The following is a 16912-nucleotide window of genomic DNA, read 5'->3' on the forward strand; positions in this document are numbered from 1 at the left end:
GAACGTTAGAAAGCCGTTAACCATAGGTGCCCCGTACTGGGTGGTGTCCGATGGGCTGGAAATGCGAGGGCGCGATGGGCGCATTAGTGCCGTTTCCGAAGCGCCGTCCCCAACCCGACTCCCTGCGGCCGCCAGCCGAAGGCCCGGCTAAGATCATCATTCTCCCCGTCGTGCAGCTGGTTCGGCCGGTCGTCGTGCCGAAGGCGTCGGCAGGGGGCGAGACGGAACGCCATTGAAACCGGGCGTCCCCGGCGTTGGCCTGTCACGAGGCGGGTGCGCAATTGGCCATCTGCATGCGCACGCGCACGTCGTCGCGCGCGCTGCGTTCGCGCACCAGTGCCCGGATAATCACGATGCCCTCGTCGCTCGGCGAATCCACGATGAGCCGGTCGGCCGCCGTGACTTCGTCATCCTCCGGCAGGGCGGCGCGCTGCCGTGCGTTCATCAGATCGAGTTCGATGATGGAGCGGCCGGCGGAGCGGTCGTTGATGGCGTAAAAGGGCAGGCCGTAGCGGGTGTAGAACGACACGGAGGTGTAGTCCTCGGTGGTCGGCACCCGCACTTTCAGCGGGCCGGCGGCGAGATCGTACAGGCACACGGCCGAGATGAAGGCCGGGTCGGAGGCCGGCAGAACGGCGCCCAGCGCGGAGGGGTCGTCGATCGGTGAGACCTCATTCGGCCCGGCAACTGCCGCAAGGCGCGCATAGGCGTCCTGTTCGGCCAGATAGGGCATCACCAGCACGGCGGCGAGATGGACGATGAGGCCGAGCACCACGCCGGCGAGGACGGTGAGGATGATGCGGCTCATCGGCAGGCCCTCCGGCAGCGGGGGCGGGGCACGGGCGGGAAAGCGATCATGAGCCGCTCTCCCAGGGGCAATGCTCGGTGGTGACCCCGGGCATTTCGGGCGCGTCGCTGGTGCGGTTCGCGAGGCCGACCGAGGTGTCGTAGAGACGGAACGTCAGCACGATGCGGTCGCGTGCGCCTGTGGGCAGCCAGTTGCCGGCGTGGGCGCGGGGGCCGAGGGCGACGTCGAGCGTGCTGTCGCGGTTCCACACCACTTCCGTGCTGGTGAAACTGCTGCGGTCGGCGGCGTTGTCGATCAGCCGGCCCTCGTGGTCGGTGACGGTCAAGGTCCAGAAGCGGGCCTGCGGCAGGCTGCCCGACACGCGGATGTCGCAGCGCCCATCCAGTGCCTTGCCGCTGGAATCGGTCTTGGCGACGAAGGCGATGCCGTCGGCCAGTTCCAAAGGCAGCTCGCCGGCGCGCGCGAAGGCGGCGCGCGCATAGGGGTCCGCCGTCTCGGTGCCGGCCCTTGGCCAGGTTTCCCATGGGCCGGACCGCACCAGCCCTGGCCCATACCCGTTCACCATGGTGATCCAGGTGAGGCCCAGGCCGACGGCAGCGCCGATGGCAAGTGTCAGGAGGAACAACAGGGAGCGCACGGGCAGAAGCTATCCGGTGGAGCGGGCGCCTCATGGATGGGCGCTTGCGGGGACGAGGTCAATCGGGGCGGGTCAGTTGCTTCCCACGAGGCTGCTGCCGGAAGGCCCGGCGGGGGCGACAGCGGCCGTTGGCCGGCGGGTGGGCTCCTCGGCAGCCTCGCGCAGTCGCACGGACAGCCCCATCAACCGCTCCGCCGAAGCGGGCGAGAGCGTGACGGGGCGCTGTACGCCTTCGATATTGAGGGCGGACGCCTGCGCCGCCGCACCGTCGAGCACCGGCGCCGGCTGGTTGCCGAGGCCGGGCGTCGGCTTGAGCTCGATGCCCTGATGGGCGAAGGCCATGACCTTCTGCCACGTCATGGCCGGCAGGGAGCCACCGGTCATCTTGCGCGTCGACTGGTAATCATCATTGCCGAACCAGATGGCGCCGACGTAATTGCCGGTAAATCCGACGAACCAGGCGTCGCGATAGGCATTGGTGGTGCCTGTCTTGCCGGACACTTTGGTGCCGGGAATCATGGCGCGCCGGCCGGTGCCGTTCTCCACCACGCTGTTGAGCATCGGATTGATCATGCCGATGATGTTCGCCGGGATGATCTCCTTCGCCTTCGGCCCGTTCTGCCCGAAGCTCCAGACCGGTTCCCCATTGGGCGTGCGCATCTCGATCACGGCGTGCGCGTCGACCGAATAGCCGCCATTGGCGAACACCGAATAGGCGGTGGCCATGTCCACCACCGTCACCTCGGCGGCGCCGAGGGGGAGGGCGCGGGTGATCTTGAGCTCGGTCTTCAGGCCCATGGCGTGGGCGAGGTCGACGATGCGCCCGCGGCCGATATTCTCGGCCAGCTTCACCGCCACCGTGTTCAGCGAGCGGGTGAGGGCGTTGATCAGGGTGATCGAGCCGGCATAGGAGCGGCCGTAATTCTGCGGGCACCAATTGCCGATGCAGATGGGGCCGTCCACCACGATGGTGCTGGGCTTGTATTTCCCGGTCATCAGCGCCGCGGTGTAGACGAACGGCTTGAACGAGGAGCCGGGCTGGCGCAGCGCGTCGGTGGCACGGTTGAATTGGCTCTCGCCATAATCGCGCCCGCCGACCATGGCGCGCACCGAACCGTTCGGCTCCATCACCACCATGGCCGACTGCTTGGCGCCGTAATCCTTGCCGAACTGGCGCAGGCTGTCGCGAATGGCGGTATCGGCGGCCTTCTGGATGTTGGGATCGAGCGCGGTGCGCACGATGAAGGAGCGCTCGGCATAGTTCTTCGGCAGGGTGTCGACGATGCGCTTCACCTGGTCGAAGGCGTAGTCGAGATAATATTCCGGCAGGTCGTCCTGCTTGCGGTCGACCGGCGTCGCCGGGTTGCGGCGTGCGCCGAACACCTGCCCCTCGGTCATGAAGCCGGCGTCGACGAGATTGTCGAGCACCACGCTGGCGCGCCCGCGCGCCGCCGGGAGATTGATGTGGGGGGCGAATTTCGACGGCGCCTTGAACAGGCCCGCCAGCATCGCCGCCTCCGACAGGTTCACGTCGCGTGCGGATTTGCCGAAATAATACTGCGCCGCCGCGTCCACGCCGAAGGCGCCGCCGCCCATATAGGCGCGGTCGAGATAGAGCTTGAGGATCTGGTTCTTGGTGAGATGGAACTCCAGCCACAGCGCCAGGAAGGCTTCCTTGATCTTGCGCTCCAGCGTGCGCTCATTCGACAGGAACAGGTTCTTGGCGAGCTGCTGGGTGAGCGAGGAGCCGCCCTGCACCACGCCGCCGGCCCGCGCATTGGACAGCACGGCGCGGAAGGTGCCGGGAATGTCGATGCCGAAATGCTCGTAGAAGCGCCGGTCTTCGGTCGCCAGCACGGCCTTGATCAGGTGATCGGGAAATTCCTCCAGCGGCACCGTGTCGTTGTGGCGGATGCCGCGCTCGCCGATGGTGTTGCCATAGCGGTCGAGGAAGGTGACGGACAGCTCGGCGCGCTTCAGCCAGTCGTCCGACGTCTCCTGGAACGCCGGCACGGCCAGCGCCAGCATCAGCACGGCGCCGACGGCGCCCCAGGTCATGCCCTCCGACGCGAGGGAGATGGCGCGGCGGGCGGGGCCCTGCACGTTGAAGCGCTCGGTGAAGGCGACGAAGCCGTCCCAGGTCGAGCGCAGGCTGACGCTGCCGGAATAGATCGTGCTGTCGATCCACGAATCGACAGCGAGCAGGACATGGCGCAGCCGCCGGCGGAAGCGCGACGGCGTCGGCCTGTCCGGCGGTCCCTCCGGCGACGAATCGATATGTGGCGTGTCGTTCAAGCCCATGCTCCGGCGGCGCCGGACGCCGCGATTGCTCTTATAAACCAGCAGGTGCCGCGCGACGAGGGCGGGAACAAGGCTCGCCAGCGCGAGGATGCGACGCTATCTAAGGAGTGATTGCCGGTTCGTGAAGCGCGGACCGCACCTGATGGCCAGCCGGAAGCTCCAGAGCGATGCACGACCCTTCGACCGCCCCCGCAGCGGCGCCGTTCTGGCGCATTAAGACGCTGGAGGAAATGGACCCCGCCGAGTGGGAAAGCCTGTGCGACGGCTGCGGGCGCTGCTGCCTCGTCAAGCTGCAGGACGAGGACACCGAGGCGATCGCCTATACCGACATCGGCTGCAAGCTGCTCGACGATTTCGGCTGCCGCTGCCGCAACTATCCCGACCGGCAGGCGCAGGTTCCCGATTGCGTGCGGTTGACGCCGGAGACGGTGCGGGCGCTCGACTGGCTGCCGCCCTCCTGCGGCTACCGGCTGGTGGAGGAGGGGCGCGATCTCTACTGGTGGCACCATCTCGTCTCCGGCGACCGCGAGAGCGTCCACGCGGCGGGCGTCTCGGTGCGCGGCAAGGTGGCGGCGCTGGAGGACGAGTTGCCGCCGGCGGACTATATCGACCACCTCGTGCGCTGGCCGCTGCGCCTGCCGCGCGGCGCCGTGCGCAAGACGCCGAAGTAGGGCGACGCCGCGATAGCCCGGCGCCGCGCCGCTCTCAGCGCAGCAGCGGCGCGCTCATCAGCATCACCGCGAAGGCCCCGGGAAGGCGCGATGTCCGGGTCCGCGCCTCGAAGGGCTTGGACGCCTGCGGCGGGGTTTATCCTGGGTCCCGGCGCGGCGCTTCGCCCTGCGGCTGCGCTGGGCCGGGACACGGGGGCCGATGCTCCGCAGCGCCGGGAGACGGGTCCCCCGCCGCCCCCCGCCCTCACAACTCCAGCACGCTCCGGTCGACGGCGTTGATGTCGCGCGTGCCGGTGAGCGCCATGGAGACGTCGAGTTCCTTGCGGATGATCTCGATGGCCTGCGCCACGCCGGCCTGGCCGCCGGCGGCGAGGGACCAGAGGAAGGCCTTGCCCATCATGCAGCCCTTCGCGCCCAGGGCGACCGCCTTGAGGATGTCCTGACCCGACTGCACCCCGCCATCGAACCAGATCTCGCTGCTGCCGCCGCCAATGGCGTCGACGATGCGCGGCAGCGCCTTGATCGAGGATACCGCGCCGTCGAGCTGGCGGCCGCCATGGTTGGAGACGACGATGGCATCCGCCCCCGTCTCGGCCGCGATCTTCGCGTCCTCGACGTCGATAATGCCCTTGAGGATGAGCTTGCCGGGCCAGATGGAGCGCACCCATTCGACATCCTTCCACGACAGGGAGGGGTCGAACTGGCCGGCGATCCAGTGCGAGAGCGTGGTGAGGCTGTCGGCCCCCGGCACCCGGTCGGCGAGGTTGCCGAAGGAATGGCGCTTGCCCATCAGCACGCTCGCCGCCCAGCGCGGCTTGGTGGCGATGTCGAGCGCATTGGCGAGGGTGAGCCTGGGCGGCACGGCGAGGCCGTTCTTGATGTCGTTGTGCCGCTGGCCCTGGATCTGCAGATCCAGCGTCAGCACCAGGGCCGAGCATTTGGCGGCCTTGGCGCGCTCCACCAGCGATTCCGAGAATTTGCGGTCGCGCATCACATAGAGCTGGAACCAGAACGGCTTGTCGACGGCGCCCGCGACGTCCTCGATCGAGCAGATCGACATGGTGGAGAGCGTGAAGGGAATGCCGGCGGCATGGGCGGCGCGGCAGCCGTGGATTTCGCCGTCGCCGTGAAACAGGCCGGTCAACCCCGTGGGGGCGATGGCCAGCGGCAGGGCGACTTTCTCGCCGATCATCGTGGTGGCGGTGGACCGGTCGGAGACGTCGATCATCACCCGCTGGCGCAGGCCGATGGCGGCGAGGTCCGCCTTGTTGGCGTGCAGCGTCGTCTCGTCATAGGAGCCACGGTCGGCATAGTGGAAGATGGCGCGGGGCACCTTGCGCTTCGCGATGGCGCGCAAATCCTGAATATTGGTCACGGCGGCCATTGGCGGCTTCCTCCCCGGCTCTTGATCCGGGGCAGGCTGATACGCCTCCGCCGGCTGACGTCAATGGTGGTAGGCGGTGCCGATGCATCGCGGCGGGCACCCGCAGGGTCGCATCTGGTAAAATTTAATGACCATCGAAGTCAATGGCTGCGGATGCGCGGCCGATGGTCCCGATGTAATCTCCGCCGCAACGATCAGGCAAAAAGAACGCGGAGTGAGGGACGTGGAACGCTTGCGCACACCGAAGCTGGCGGAAGCGATCGCCGAGCATATCGAGCGGCTGATCCTGGAGGGCGTGCTGCGCCCGGGGGAAAGGCTGGCCAGCGAGCGCGATCTCGCCGAGCGGCTCGACGTCTCGCGGCCCTCGCTGCGCGACGCGCTGGCGCTGCTGGAACAGCGCGGCCTGCTGGCCACCAGCCGCGACGGCACCCGCGTGACCGAGTTCCTCTCCGGCCTGACCGACCCGCTGGCCGGGCTGCTGCAATCCAACGAGCAGGTGACGGCGGATTATTTCGAGTACCGCGCGGCGGTGGAGCGCACGGCGGCGGGGCTGGCGGCGGTGCGCGCCACCGCGCCGGAGCGGCAGGCGATCCGCGAGTGCCTCGCCGAGATGCAGGCCGCCCATGAGGCGCGCGACCCCGACCGCGAGGCGGAAGCCGACATCGTGCTGCACCGGCTGATCTATGCCGCCTCGCACAACCTGGTCATCCTGCATGTGATGCGGGCGTTTTCCGAGATGCTGCGACGGGACATCTTCTTCAACCGCACCAGCCTGTTCGCGCAGGCCGAATTCCGCGACGCGCTGCTGAGCCAGCACAAGGCGATCGGCGAGGCGGTGGTGGCGGCCGACCCTGATGCGGCGGAGGAGGCGATCTACGCGCACCTGAAATTCACCGGCGAGACGGTGGCCCGCACCCGCCGCGACGCGGCCCGCGTCGATCTCGCCGTCCGCCGCCTCAACCGCTCGACGCTGCTGTCGGGGTGAGGGGGGCAACCTCCGTCCCTCAACCCCGGACCTGATCCGGGGAGGTGGGCGATCAGCGACGATTTTCACGCGCCGGGTGAAGATGAGGGCCGTCATGGCCGGGCGTGTCCCGGCCATCCACGACTTTGCGGCCGCGCCGAAGGGGAAGTCGTGGATCCCCGGGCCGGGCCCGGGGATGACGTTCCACCGCGTGGCGTTGCACAGCCAAAGGCGGGCGGGAGTCACGCCCCCGGATGTTCGACCACCGCCTGCGTGCGGCCGAGGCGGATGACGCCGAGCACCAGCGCGCAGCCGACGCCGATGACCACGCCGCCGGCGACCTGCGGCAGCGAGAGCGGCTCGTCCAGCAGCAGCGTGCCGATGGTGACGGCGACGGCGGTGACGCCGAATTCGACGCTGATGGCGCGGGTAGGGCCGATGGAGGCGATCAGCCGGTAGAAGATCACATAGGTGATGGCGCTCATGACCACGCCGGCGATCAGCAGCGTGCCGATATCCAGCGGCGCCGGCGGACCGGGCACCGGCACGAAGGCGAGCAGCGGCAGGCTGAGAAGCCCGCCGAACAGGAAGGCGCCGATGGTGATTTCCCACGTCCCCGCCCCGGCGAGGCGCCGGCCGGCATAGACGCTGCCGAAGGCCGCCGACAGGGTGGAGCCCAGTGTAGCGGCGCAGCCGATCAGGAATTGCGGCGTCACCGGCCGGGCGGGAAAGCCGACCAGCAGCACGATGCCGGCGGCGCCGAGGACGATGCCGGCCAGGCCACCGAGGCGGATCGGCTCGACCCGCCAGAGCGCGGCGATGAGCATGGTGAAGAGCGGGATGGTGGCGACCAGAATCGCCGACATGGCGGTGCCGATATGCGGCAGCCCATAGCACAGCAGCCCCAGCTGCAGCGCCACCGTGGTGGCGCCCAGCACGAAGAGCGGAAAGATGCCGAAGGAGAAATCCAGCCGCCGGCCGATGGCGCGGGCGACCAGCAGCAGCGTTCCCGCCGCGATGAAGGAACGGAAGGCCACCGCGCCGGCCCAGCCAAAGGCGCGGATGTTGTTGTCCATCACCACGAAGGACATGCCCCAGACGAGCGCCAGGAAGACGTAGGAGGCAATATCTCTGGGAGTCATGAACCGCACACCGCGAGTCGCGCGAGGCGGCTCGGGCGGCCGGATCGCGGGCGGAAACTAGATGGTCGCGGGCGGCTGTCAATCCGTCCGGAAATGGGATAAGGGAAGCGCCATGAAAATAACCGACACCTTTCAAGACCGCCAGAAGACCGCCGCCGAAGCCAAGGCCCGCTTGCTGGAGAAGCTCGCCGCCCGTCCCGGCCCGGACGACCCGGCGATGATCGCCAAGGCCGCCGAGCGCAAGGCCGCCGCCGAGGCGCGCCAGATCGCCAACGAGGCCAAGCAGGCGGCCAAGATCGCCCGCAAGGAGGCCGAGGCCGCCGCGGCGATCGCCGCCGCCGAGGCCGCCGCCGCCGAAGCCATCGCCGCTGCCGAAGCCGAAGTCGCCGCCAAGGCCGCCGCCATTCAGCAGGCCGCCGCTGCCGAGGCCGAGGCCAAGGCCCGCCGCGACGAGCGCTACGCCGCCCGCAAGCAGCGCGCCGGCCGCTGACGCCCCGCGCCGCCCGCGCGCGGCGCGTTCTTCCGCCGATTCGCACCTTCCGCCGATCAGGCCTTCCCGGCTTGGTCGGGCGCGGCTATTGCCCCGCCGCGCGCTGGCCGGCGAACTGCCCGCCATAGCCGCGCTGCGGCACGCCCAGCGTCTGCTCCAGGATGAGCTGGCACACCTTCATTCCCGCCCGCAGGCGAATGGGGCGCGGCCCCAGATTGATGATCTCGAGCTGGATCTGCCCGGTCGAGCCCGCATGGATGGTCGGTGCGGTGAGGTGGACGATGAGGCCGATGCGGGCGAGCGAGCTCTTGCCCTCCACCCGCGCCGCCAGCCGCGCTCCCGGGCGCAGGTCCACCCGCTCCAGCGTCCAGCCCAGCACCAGCCGGCCGGGATCGAGCACGAAGCCCTCCGTGCCGATGTCGATGTCGCCGGCCATGCGGGTGATCGCCTCGCGGAAGGTATAGCCCGGCCCGGCGGGATCGATCACCGGGTCCTCGCCTTCGGCGGGCGCGCGGTAGAGGGTCAGGCGGGCGTCGAGGCGCAGATCGACGCCGTTCGGCGCGTAGAAGGTTTCGGGCGGCGGCGGCTCGATGAGGACCGAGCCATTGGCGATGGCGTCGAGGATGTCGCGGTCTGTCAGGATCACGGGCAGGGCTCTCGCGGATCGGCGCAGTTGCGGGAGGGGTAACATGGGTCCTCCGCCGCGCAAACGCCATGCCGGCGCGGCGATTGGCGCCGCCGGCCCTAAAAATTCCCGTGCGGTGCAAGAGCTTTCTTGCGGCGTTGCGGTGAAAGGGGGTTGAGCCGCGCGCCGTGCCGCCACACTCTGGCGCCGACGCCGTTTGGCCCCCCTTCGGCCCCTTGTGGAGTTCCCCGACCATGACCGACCGCCCGAAACTTCTCGGCATTTCCGGCAGCCTGCGCTCCGGCGCCTATTCCACCGCCGTGCTGGAGGCGCTGAAGGCCGCTTTGGCGCCGACGGCGGATCTCACCGTGCTGACGCTGAACGACGTGCCGCTCTACAACCAGGACGAGGACGGCGCGACCCAGCCGGCCGGCGCCGCGGCGCTGCGCGCGGCCATCGCGGCGGCGGACGGGGTGATCTTCGCCTCGCCGGAATATAATTACGGGCCCTCGGGCGCGATGAAGAACGCGGTGGACTGGGGCTCGCGCCCCTATGCCAAGGGTTCGCTGCTCGGCAAGCCGGTGCTGGTGCTGACCTCCTCGCCCGGCTCCACCGGCGGCATCCGCGCCCAGGCGCAGCTGCGCGAATCGCTGAGCGCGGCGGGCGCCCGCGTGGTGGCCTATCCCCACCTCGCCATTCCCAATGTCGGCGACAAGGTGAAGGACGGCGCCTTCACCGACGAAAAGACCGTGAAGTTCCTCACCGGCGGCGTCGACGCGCTGGTCAAGGAAATCCACCTTCTGGCCGCGCCCGCCAAGGGCTGAGGCACGCGCCCGGCCCGCAGGGCGGGGCCGGGTTTCGGCCGAAGAGCCTCCCCTGGGTCCCGGATCGGCGCGGCACGTTGTGCCGCTGGTCCGGGACGCCGGTGCTGTTCGTTTCCCGGACAAGCCGCGCCTCGCGCGGCGCCGATCCGGGACCCAGGAGCCGCGCCGGCGACGGTAGGTCATGGATGCCCGGCCATCCCGTCATTACCTCGTTTCCCGGACAAGCCGCGCCTTGCGCGGCGCCGATCCGGGACCCAGGGGCCGCGCCGCCGACGGTAGGTCATGGATGCCCGGCCCAAGGTCGGGCCTGGCCTGGCCATCCACGTCCTTGGCTCATGCCAGAGGATGTCATGGATGCCCGGCTCAAGGCCGGGCATGACGGTGTGCGGGCGGGCACGACGATGTTTTGGCGCGGCGCGGGGGACAGCTTTGGCCGAAGAGCCTTCCCTGGGTCCCGGATCGGCGCGGCACGTTGTGCCGCTGGTCCGGGACACGGGTGCTGTTCGTTTCCCGGACAAGCCGCGCCTCGCGCGGCGCCGATCCGGGACCCAGGGGCCGCGCCGGCGACGGCGCTACGTCGGGCAGGCGGCCGGGCGGGCGTTAGGCGGTGCCGCTGGTCCGGGAAGCGGAGGGGTGGCTGTTGCGCTCGGCCCTGCACGGCGCGCGGTCGCCCCCTCACCACGTCATGGCCGGGCTTGGCCCGGCCATCCACGTCCTTGGCTCGTGCCAGAGGAAGTCGTGGATGCCCGGCTCAAGGCCGGGCATGACGGTGTGCGGGCGGGCACGACGATGTTTTGGCTGGCATGCGGGATGGCTTCGGCCGAAGGGTCTCCGCTGGGTCCCGGATCGGCGCGGCACGTTGACCGCTGGTCCGGGACACGGGTGCTGTTCGTTTCCCGGACAAGCCGCGCCTTGCGCGGCGCCGATCCGGGACCCAGGAGCCGCGCCGGCGACGGCAGGTCATGGATGCCCGGCCCAGGGCCGGGCTTGACCCGGCCATCCACGTCTTTGGCTCATGCCAGAGGATGTCATGGATGCCCGGGCCGCACCCGGGCATGACAGCGGCGGGCGGGGTTTGCGCTGGCGTGTGTCTCGTCCACACTGGGGTGCTTCACAGGAGTTGCCCCCATGACGTCCCGCCTTCGTGCCGCGTGCGGTGCTGCGCTGTTTCTTGCCCTCGCATGGCCCGCACAGGCGCAGCAGGTGGCGCAGGACGCGACGCCCGCGGTGACACCCACGCGGCTGGAAGCGGCGCTGCCGCAGCTTGACGCCATGGCCGCCAGGGCGGTGGCGGAGGGGCAGGTGCCGGGCCTCGCCCTCGTGGTGGTGCACCGGGACAAGGTGGTGTTCCTCAAGGGCTATGGCCGGCGCGAGGCGGGCAAGCCCGGCGTGGTGGACGCCGACACGGTGTTCCAGCTCGCCTCCTTCTCCAAGCCGATTTCCGCCACGGTGGTGGCGGCGCTGGTGGGGGAAAAGGTGCTGGACTGGGACAGCACGGTGGCGAGCCTCGACCCGTCCTTCCAGCTGATGGGGGCCTATCCCAGCCAGCAGGTGAGCGTGCGCGACCTGTTCGCCCACCGTTCCGGCCTGCCGGGCGAGGCCGGCAACGAGCTGGAGGCGCTGGGCTTCGAGCGCGAGGCGATCCTGCACCGGCTGCGCTTGGTGCCGCCTTCGTCCAGCTTCCGGGCGGGCTATTCCTATTCCAATTTCGGCCTCACCGCCGGGGCGGTGGCCGCCGCCGCCCCCACCGGCAAGAGCTGGGAGGAGGTGGCGCAGGAAAAGCTCTATGCGCCGCTGGGCATGGCCTCCACCTCCTCGCGCCATGCCGATTTCATCACCCATGAGAACCGCGCCGCGCTGCACATTGGCGGGCCCGGCCACTGGGCGGCGACGCTGGCGCGCCAACCGGACGCGCAGGCCCCGGCCGGCGGCGTCTCTTCCACGGTGCGCGACCTCGCGCAATGGATGCGGCTGGAACTGGCGAACGGCATGTTCGACGGCCGCCGGCTGATTCCCGAGGCCGCGCTCGAGGCGACGCACCAGCCCTTGATGACGCGCGGCGCCAACCCGGTGACGGGCGCGCCCTCCTTCTACGGGCTGGGCTGGGTGGTCGAATTCGGACGCCATGGCGTGAGCTGGGGCCATGCCGGCGCCTTCAGCGTCGGCGCCCGCACGCTGGTGACGCTGTACCCCGAGGCCGAGCTTGGCATCGTCGTGCTGACCAACGCCTTCCCCACCGGCGTGCCGGAAGGGCTGGCGGCCCAGTTCTTCGACCTCGCCTTTGACGGCACGCCGGAGAAGGATTGGATGGGCCCGTGGAACGCCGCCTATGCCGGGATGTTCGCCCCGGCGATGGAGGCCGCCCGCGCCCGCTTCGCCCCGCGCGCCGACGCGCTGCCGGCCGCGCCGTTGGCGGCTTATGAGGGGCGCTACGCCAATGACTATGTCGGCGTCGCCGAGGTGGCGAGCGTGGGCGCCGGGCTGGAGCTGCGGCTGGGCCCGGAGGGGAAGGCGCGCTTCCCGCTGACCCACTTCAACCGCGACATCTTTCTGTATTACCCCACCCCCGAAACGCCCGACGTGCCCTCGGCGGCGAGCTTCACGCTCGGCGCCGAGGGGGTGGCCGGGGCGCTGACGCTGGAGGATTTCGGGCCGAGCGGCCTGGGGCGGCTGGAACGGGAGTGAGGGGAGGGAGGGTCAGCGCGACGCCGATGGCGGCACCTGTCGCGGTGCATTCCGCTTCGCTGCGAGGCGTGCTTCGGCCGGCTTCTTATGCCTTGGGCGGTGCACGAAGAAATCGTGGATCCCCGGCCCGTGCCGGGCATGAGGTCGAATTCAACGCCGCGCCGGTCCATCCGATACGCCGTCATGGCCGGGATGGGCCCGGCCATCCACGCCTTCGAGGCCGTGCGACAGGGACGTCGTGGACCCGGCTAAGGGCCGGGCAGGACGTCGCGCGGTGGGTCGTGGTGCCGGCGGGAGAGACTCGGATTTGCTCATATTCCCATAATAGGAAAATAGTCCTTGACAGCGTGACGCTGGCCGGGTAGCTTTCCCTCATGCTCCACAATTGCGTCGGAAGGCGGCGGGGTCCTGCACCTCCGGTTTCGACTCAGCCTCGGCGGAGTGCTCGTTTTCAGCCGGCCTTCAGGGCCGGCTTTTTCATGTCGGGTCAGGTGGCGGAGGTGGCATGTCGGTTCCCGCACGAGCCATTTCACCGGAAGCGCTGGAGGAGGCGCGCCGGCTCTATGAGCGCACAGGCGTGCCGGTGCAGCAGGTGGCGGACCTGCTCGGCATTTCCAAGTCGACCCTGAATATCCGCCGGCGGCTCTGGGGCTGGAAGCCGCGTATGGCGCGCATTCCGCTTGCCGGGCCAGCCGACATCAGTCCCACCGACCTCGCTACGAGCGGCATGGCGCCTGCCGGTGTCGTGACCGAGGCGAAGCCGGTGGACGCCGCCCCGCCCACCGAGCGGCGCGAACTCATCGCCCGGCTGGTGCGGCGGATCGAGACCGAGATCGCCGCCATCGAGCGGCTGGTCGGGCTCGCCGGGCTCCATGCCGCGACGAACCCGCAGGCCGGCCCCGCCGATGGCGAGCGGGCGGCGCGCACGCTGGCCATTCTGGTGCGCTCGCTGCGCGAACTCGCGGCGCTGGAAAAGCTGGAGCCGGACAGGAACGACGATGACGCCACCCGCGACGCCGACGCCTTCCGACGCGAGCTTGGCCAGACGCTTGAGCGCGTGCTGGCGGGCGGGGAAGCTGGCTGAGGCGCTGGCCGCGCTCGACGCGCCGACCCTCGACTGGCTGCGCCACCACTGGCCGCTGATCGGCCGCCACGGCCAGCAGCCGCCCGCCCTGGCGCAGGGCGGCGGCGACTGGCTGACCTGGCTGATGCTGGGCGGGCGCGGCGCCGGCAAGACGCGGGCCGGCGCCGAATGGGTGCGCGCGCTCGTCCACGGCCGCGCCGGGCCGAAAGCCGGGCGGCTCGCGCTGGTGGCGGAAAGCCATGGCGATGTGCGCTAGGTGATGGTGGAAGGGGTCTCGGGCCTGCTCGCCATCCACCCCCACCATGAGCGCCCGAGCTGGGAGCCGACGCGCCGCCGGCTGGAATGGCCCAATGGCGCGGTGGCGCAGGGCTTTTCCGCCGACGACCCGGAGAGTTTGCGCGGGCCGCAATTCGACGCCGCCTGGTGCGACGAGCTGGCGAAATGGCGCTATGCGCAGGCGGCGTTCGACATGCTGCAATTCGGCCTGCGGCTCGGCGAGCGGCCGCGCCAGATGGTGACGACGACGCCGCGCCCCACCGCGCTGCTGCGCGCCCTGCTCCAGGACCCGCGCACGGCGGTGACGCGGATGGCGACGGGCGAGAACGCCGCGCATCTGGCGCCGAGCTTTCTCGACACCGTGGTTGGCCGCTATGCCGGCACCCGGCTCGGCCGGCAGGAACTTGCGGGCGAACTGATCGAGGACCGGGCCGACGCGCTGTGGAACCGTGCGGCGCTGGAGACCGCGCGCGCGTGCGCCACGCCGGAACTGGTCGGCCGGATGATCCGCATCGTGGTGGCGGTCGACCCGCCCGCCTCCTCGGGCAAGCGGGCGGATGCCTGCGGCATCATCGCCGCGGGGATCGACGCGGACGGCCTCGTCCATGTGCTGGCCGATGAGAGCGCGCAGGGATTGTCGCCCAATGGCTGGGGCGGGCGCGCCATCGGCCTGTTCCAGAAGCTGGAGGCCGACCGGGTGGTGGTGGAGGTGAACCAGGGCGGCGAGATGGTGCGGACCATCCTCGCCGGCATCGATCCCACTGTTCCCGTCGCCGAGGTGCGGGCGACGCGCGGAAAATGGCTGCGCGCCGAGCCGGTGGCCGCGCTCTACGAGCAGGGAAGGGTGCGCCATGCCGGGCCGTTTCCGGCGCTGGAGGACGAGCTCTGCGATTTCGGCCCGGACGGGCTCTCCAATGGCCGCTCGCCCGACCGGCTCGACGCGCTGGTCTGGGCGATCACCGCCCTGGCGCTCGGCCCCCGCGCCGTGGCGCCACGGGTGCGGCGGGTGTGAGGCGATAGGGTTTTTGCCGCAGGGTCTCTGCGGGGTCCCGGCGCGGCGCTCCGCCGGCGGCGTCGCTGGTCCGGGACACGCGCCCGGCTTCCCGGACAAGCCGCGCCGATCCGGGACCCAGGGGGCCCAGCCCGCGCCGTGGCGCCACGGGTGCGGCGGGTGTGAGGGGTTTTTGTGCCGGTTAAAAAATACCACGTCATGGCCGGGCTTGACCCGGCCATCCCCGACTTTGCTGGCTTGGGGACAGGAAGCCGTGGATCCCCGGGCCAAGCCCGGGGATGACGGCACTTTGTGAGATGCCGCGACGCTGAACCGGGATCGGGTGCCGCCGGGTGAGCGAGGCGGGCTTCCTGACCGACGACGAGAAGCGCCAGGCGGTGGGCTATGGGGTGAGGGGATGAGGAGCCTCGGCCTCGATCCGTGTCCCGGACACGTGACGCCGTAGGCGGAGCGCCGATCCGGGACCCAGCGAAAAGGCTTCGGCCAAGGGTCTCTCCTGGGCCCCGGATCGGCGCCACGCGATGCGTGGCTTGTCCGGGGAACGGGCTGCAACCGCTCGCCACCGCCGTCATCCCGGACGCCGCGACGCGGCGATCCGGGATCGGGTGCCGCCGGGTGAACGAGGCGGGCTTCCTGACCGACGACGAGAAGCGCCAGGCGGTGGGCTATGGGGTGAGGGGATGAGGGGCCTCGGCCTCGATCCGTGTCCCGGACAAGCGACGCCGTGGACGGAACGCCGATCCGGGACCCGGCGAAAAGGTTTCGGCCAGGGGGTCTCTCCTGGGCCCCGGATCGGCGCCACGCGGTGCGTGGCTTGTCCGGGGAACGGGCTGCAACCGGTCGCCACCGCCGTCATCCCGGCTTTGCGCTTCGCTTCGGCCGGGATGACGGTCTTGCCGCTCGCGAAAGCTGCGCGCCAAGCCGATGTGCCGAGGAGGAAACCCATGCAACCGCTCATCACCGCCTTCGCCGAGAAGGCCGATATTGCCCATCTGGCGCTGCTGATGTGGGCGCTGGGGGCTTCCGCTCTGGCCGGGATCGCGCTGCGCGAGCTTGGGCGGGCGGTGCGGCGCTTCGACGATTTCGTGCGCGAGATCGCGCGCTTCAACGCCCTGTTCGGAGACGAGACATGACTTCCAATCCGCGCATCCGGGCCTTTCTGCCCGGCCGTTTCAATGGGATGGCCCCGCGCCTGCCGGCCTCGAACCGGGCGGGCGAGGCGCCGCAGGTGTTTCGCCAGTTCGGCCGCACGCTGGGGCGGCTGGAACGCGCCGCCGCCACCCGCCGGGCGGGAACCGGCCAAGGCACGGGCCAAGGGGAGGGCGCATGAGCGGGCCCGTGAATGTCGGCGGGGCGGCTCCTGCCTCGCGGTTCCCTGCCGCCCCCTTGCACATCAAGGCGGAGACGGCGCCCTTCGCCGGCGCGCTGGCGGATATCGCGCCGGATGGCCGCTTCGAGGGCTATGCGGCGGTGTTCGGCCGGGTCGATCTCGGCCGCGACCTGATCCTGCCCGGCGCCTTCGCCCGTTCGCTCGCCGAGCGGGGCGCGGGCGGGGTGCGCATGCTGTTCCAGCACGACCCGGCCGAGCCCATCGGCACCTGGCTGAGCCTCACCGAGGATTCGGTCGGGCTGCTGGTGCGCGGCCGGCTGACGCTGGATGTCGCCCGCGCCCGCGAGGTGCTGGCGCTGATGCGCGCCGGGGCGATCGACGGACTCTCCATCGGCTTCCGCACGGTGGAAGGCCGCACCGACCCGCGCACGCGCGTGCGTCGGCTCTCGCGCATCGACCTGTGGGAAGTCTCCATCGTGACCTTTCCCATGCAGCCGGACGCGCGCATCGGCGCGGTGAAGCGCGCCGGCGACACGCTCGCCACCGCCATCCGGCGCGGCGCGCGGCGGCTGCGGGCGCTGCCGGGGCTGCGGCCGCTGGCGGTGTGAGGGCCTGCGCGCAGTGAGGCCGGCACGTTGCAGTCGTTTCCCGGCCCAGCGACGCCGCAGGCGGAGCGCCG

15 protein-coding genes and 1 pseudogene are annotated in these 16912 nt (G+C 70.5%); 10 read left to right on the forward strand and 6 right to left on the reverse strand.

Going from position 1 to position 16912, the window contains the following annotated elements:
• Positions 1-262: 262 nt before the first annotated feature.
• From ACQY76_RS13430 to ACQY76_RS13440, 3 genes are all read right to left on the reverse strand, one after another.
• On the reverse strand, positions 263-808 hold the full coding sequence (locus ACQY76_RS13430) for a DUF1254 domain-containing protein (RefSeq protein ID WP_428029235.1): 546 nt from the start codon (positions 806-808) through the stop codon (positions 263-265).
• 46 nt (positions 809-854) lie between these two features.
• Positions 855-1445 carry a DUF1214 domain-containing protein gene (locus ACQY76_RS13435; protein ID WP_428029236.1) on the reverse strand — a complete coding sequence of 197 codons (591 nt, stop codon included), beginning with the start codon at positions 1443-1445 and terminating at the stop codon, positions 855-857.
• Positions 1446-1517: 72 nt separating this feature from the next.
• Positions 1518-3740 carry a transglycosylase domain-containing protein gene (locus ACQY76_RS13440; RefSeq protein WP_428029237.1) on the reverse strand — a complete coding sequence of 741 codons (2223 nt, stop codon included), beginning with the start codon at positions 3738-3740 and terminating at the stop codon, positions 1518-1520.
• A gap of 173 nt (positions 3741-3913) precedes the next feature.
• Here ACQY76_RS13440 and ACQY76_RS13445 point away from each other — a divergent pair, with 173 nt between their 5' ends.
• Positions 3914-4417 (forward strand): YcgN family cysteine cluster protein, encoded by a 504-nt coding sequence (locus ACQY76_RS13445; protein ID WP_428029238.1) that lies wholly within the window; start codon positions 3914-3916, stop codon positions 4415-4417.
• 244 nt (positions 4418-4661) lie between these two features.
• Here ACQY76_RS13445 and ACQY76_RS13450 read toward each other — a convergent pair whose 3' ends face one another.
• Entirely contained in the window at positions 4662-5801 is a 1140-nt protein-coding gene (locus tag ACQY76_RS13450) for an alpha-hydroxy acid oxidase (RefSeq protein WP_428029239.1), read from the reverse strand.
• A 223-nt stretch (positions 5802-6024) separates the two neighbouring features.
• On the opposite strand from ACQY76_RS13450, the gene ACQY76_RS13455 reads away from it, so the two are divergent.
• A complete protein-coding gene (locus tag ACQY76_RS13455; RefSeq protein ID WP_428029240.1) occupies positions 6025-6786 on the forward strand; it encodes an FCD domain-containing protein in 762 nt (253 codons plus the stop codon).
• A 221-nt stretch (positions 6787-7007) separates the two neighbouring features.
• Here ACQY76_RS13455 and ACQY76_RS13460 read toward each other — a convergent pair whose 3' ends face one another.
• A complete protein-coding gene (locus tag ACQY76_RS13460; protein ID WP_428029241.1) occupies positions 7008-7907 on the reverse strand; it encodes a DMT family transporter in 900 nt (299 codons plus the stop codon).
• Between the two features lie 112 nt (positions 7908-8019).
• On the opposite strand from ACQY76_RS13460, the gene ACQY76_RS13465 reads away from it, so the two are divergent.
• Positions 8020-8397: a DUF6481 family protein gene (locus tag ACQY76_RS13465; RefSeq protein WP_428029242.1), complete on the forward strand. Its 378-nt coding sequence runs from the start codon at positions 8020-8022 to the stop codon at positions 8395-8397.
• 85 nt (positions 8398-8482) lie between these two features.
• Here the strand turns inward: ACQY76_RS13465 and dcd are convergent, their stop codons facing one another.
• Positions 8483-9043 (reverse strand): dCTP deaminase, encoded by a 561-nt coding sequence (gene dcd / locus ACQY76_RS13470; protein ID WP_428029243.1) that lies wholly within the window; start codon positions 9041-9043, stop codon positions 8483-8485.
• A gap of 233 nt (positions 9044-9276) precedes the next feature.
• On the opposite strand from dcd, the gene ACQY76_RS13475 reads away from it, so the two are divergent.
• From ACQY76_RS13475 to ACQY76_RS13505, 7 genes and pseudogenes are all read left to right on the forward strand, one after another.
• Positions 9277-9846 carry an NADPH-dependent FMN reductase gene (locus tag ACQY76_RS13475; protein ID WP_428029244.1) on the forward strand — a complete coding sequence of 190 codons (570 nt, stop codon included), beginning with the start codon at positions 9277-9279 and terminating at the stop codon, positions 9844-9846.
• 1128 nt (positions 9847-10974) lie between these two features.
• Entirely contained in the window at positions 10975-12531 is a 1557-nt protein-coding gene (locus tag ACQY76_RS13480; RefSeq protein WP_428029245.1) for a serine hydrolase, read from the forward strand.
• A gap of 505 nt (positions 12532-13036) precedes the next feature.
• Positions 13037-13615, forward strand: coding sequence for a hypothetical protein (locus tag ACQY76_RS13485; RefSeq protein WP_428029246.1), 579 nt, complete (start codon positions 13037-13039; stop codon positions 13613-13615).
• Positions 13581-14903, forward strand: a pseudogene (locus tag ACQY76_RS13490) (DNA-packaging protein). The gene ACQY76_RS13485 and the pseudogene ACQY76_RS13490 overlap by 35 nt, the downstream one beginning before the upstream one ends.
• Before the next feature lie 944 nt (positions 14904-15847).
• Positions 15848-16036, forward strand: a complete 189-nt coding sequence (locus ACQY76_RS13495) for a hypothetical protein (protein WP_428029247.1) — start codon at positions 15848-15850, stop codon at positions 16034-16036.
• Positions 16033-16233 carry a hypothetical protein gene (locus tag ACQY76_RS13500; RefSeq protein ID WP_428029248.1) on the forward strand — a complete coding sequence of 67 codons (201 nt, stop codon included), beginning with the start codon at positions 16033-16035 and terminating at the stop codon, positions 16231-16233. Before ACQY76_RS13495 ends, ACQY76_RS13500 begins: the two co-directional genes overlap by 4 nt.
• Positions 16230-16841: an HK97 family phage prohead protease gene (locus tag ACQY76_RS13505; protein ID WP_428029249.1), complete on the forward strand. Its 612-nt coding sequence runs from the start codon at positions 16230-16232 to the stop codon at positions 16839-16841. Before ACQY76_RS13500 ends, ACQY76_RS13505 begins: the two co-directional genes overlap by 4 nt.
• Positions 16842-16912: the final 71 nt, after the last annotated feature.

The organism is Ancylobacter sp., assembly GCF_965279025.1.
GTDB lineage: Bacteria > Pseudomonadota > Alphaproteobacteria > Rhizobiales > Xanthobacteraceae > Ancylobacter.

Excerpts from the sequence above, each read along its gene's own strand:
- ACQY76_RS13500 (WP_428029248.1), top strand. The coding sequence starts at position 16,033 with ATGACTTCCAATCCGCGCATCCGGGCCTTTCTGCCCGGCCGTTTCAAT.
- ACQY76_RS13485 (WP_428029246.1), top strand. The coding sequence starts at position 13,037 with ATGTCGGTTCCCGCACGAGCCATTTCACCGGAAGCGCTGGAGGAGGCG.
- ACQY76_RS13465 (WP_428029242.1), top strand. The coding sequence starts at position 8,020 with ATGAAAATAACCGACACCTTTCAAGACCGCCAGAAGACCGCCGCCGAA.
- ACQY76_RS13430 (WP_428029235.1), bottom strand. The coding sequence starts at position 808 with ATGAGCCGCATCATCCTCACCGTCCTCGCCGGCGTGGTGCTCGGCCTC.
- ACQY76_RS13480 (WP_428029245.1), top strand. The coding sequence starts at position 10,975 with ATGACGTCCCGCCTTCGTGCCGCGTGCGGTGCTGCGCTGTTTCTTGCC.
- ACQY76_RS13475 (WP_428029244.1), top strand. The coding sequence starts at position 9,277 with ATGACCGACCGCCCGAAACTTCTCGGCATTTCCGGCAGCCTGCGCTCC.
- ACQY76_RS13450 (WP_428029239.1), bottom strand. The coding sequence starts at position 5,801 with ATGGCCGCCGTGACCAATATTCAGGATTTGCGCGCCATCGCGAAGCGC.
- ACQY76_RS13445 (WP_428029238.1), top strand. The coding sequence starts at position 3,914 with ATGCACGACCCTTCGACCGCCCCCGCAGCGGCGCCGTTCTGGCGCATT.
- ACQY76_RS13495 (WP_428029247.1), top strand. The coding sequence starts at position 15,848 with ATGCAACCGCTCATCACCGCCTTCGCCGAGAAGGCCGATATTGCCCAT.
- ACQY76_RS13460 (WP_428029241.1), bottom strand. The coding sequence starts at position 7,907 with ATGACTCCCAGAGATATTGCCTCCTACGTCTTCCTGGCGCTCGTCTGG.
- ACQY76_RS13505 (WP_428029249.1), top strand. The coding sequence starts at position 16,230 with ATGAGCGGGCCCGTGAATGTCGGCGGGGCGGCTCCTGCCTCGCGGTTC.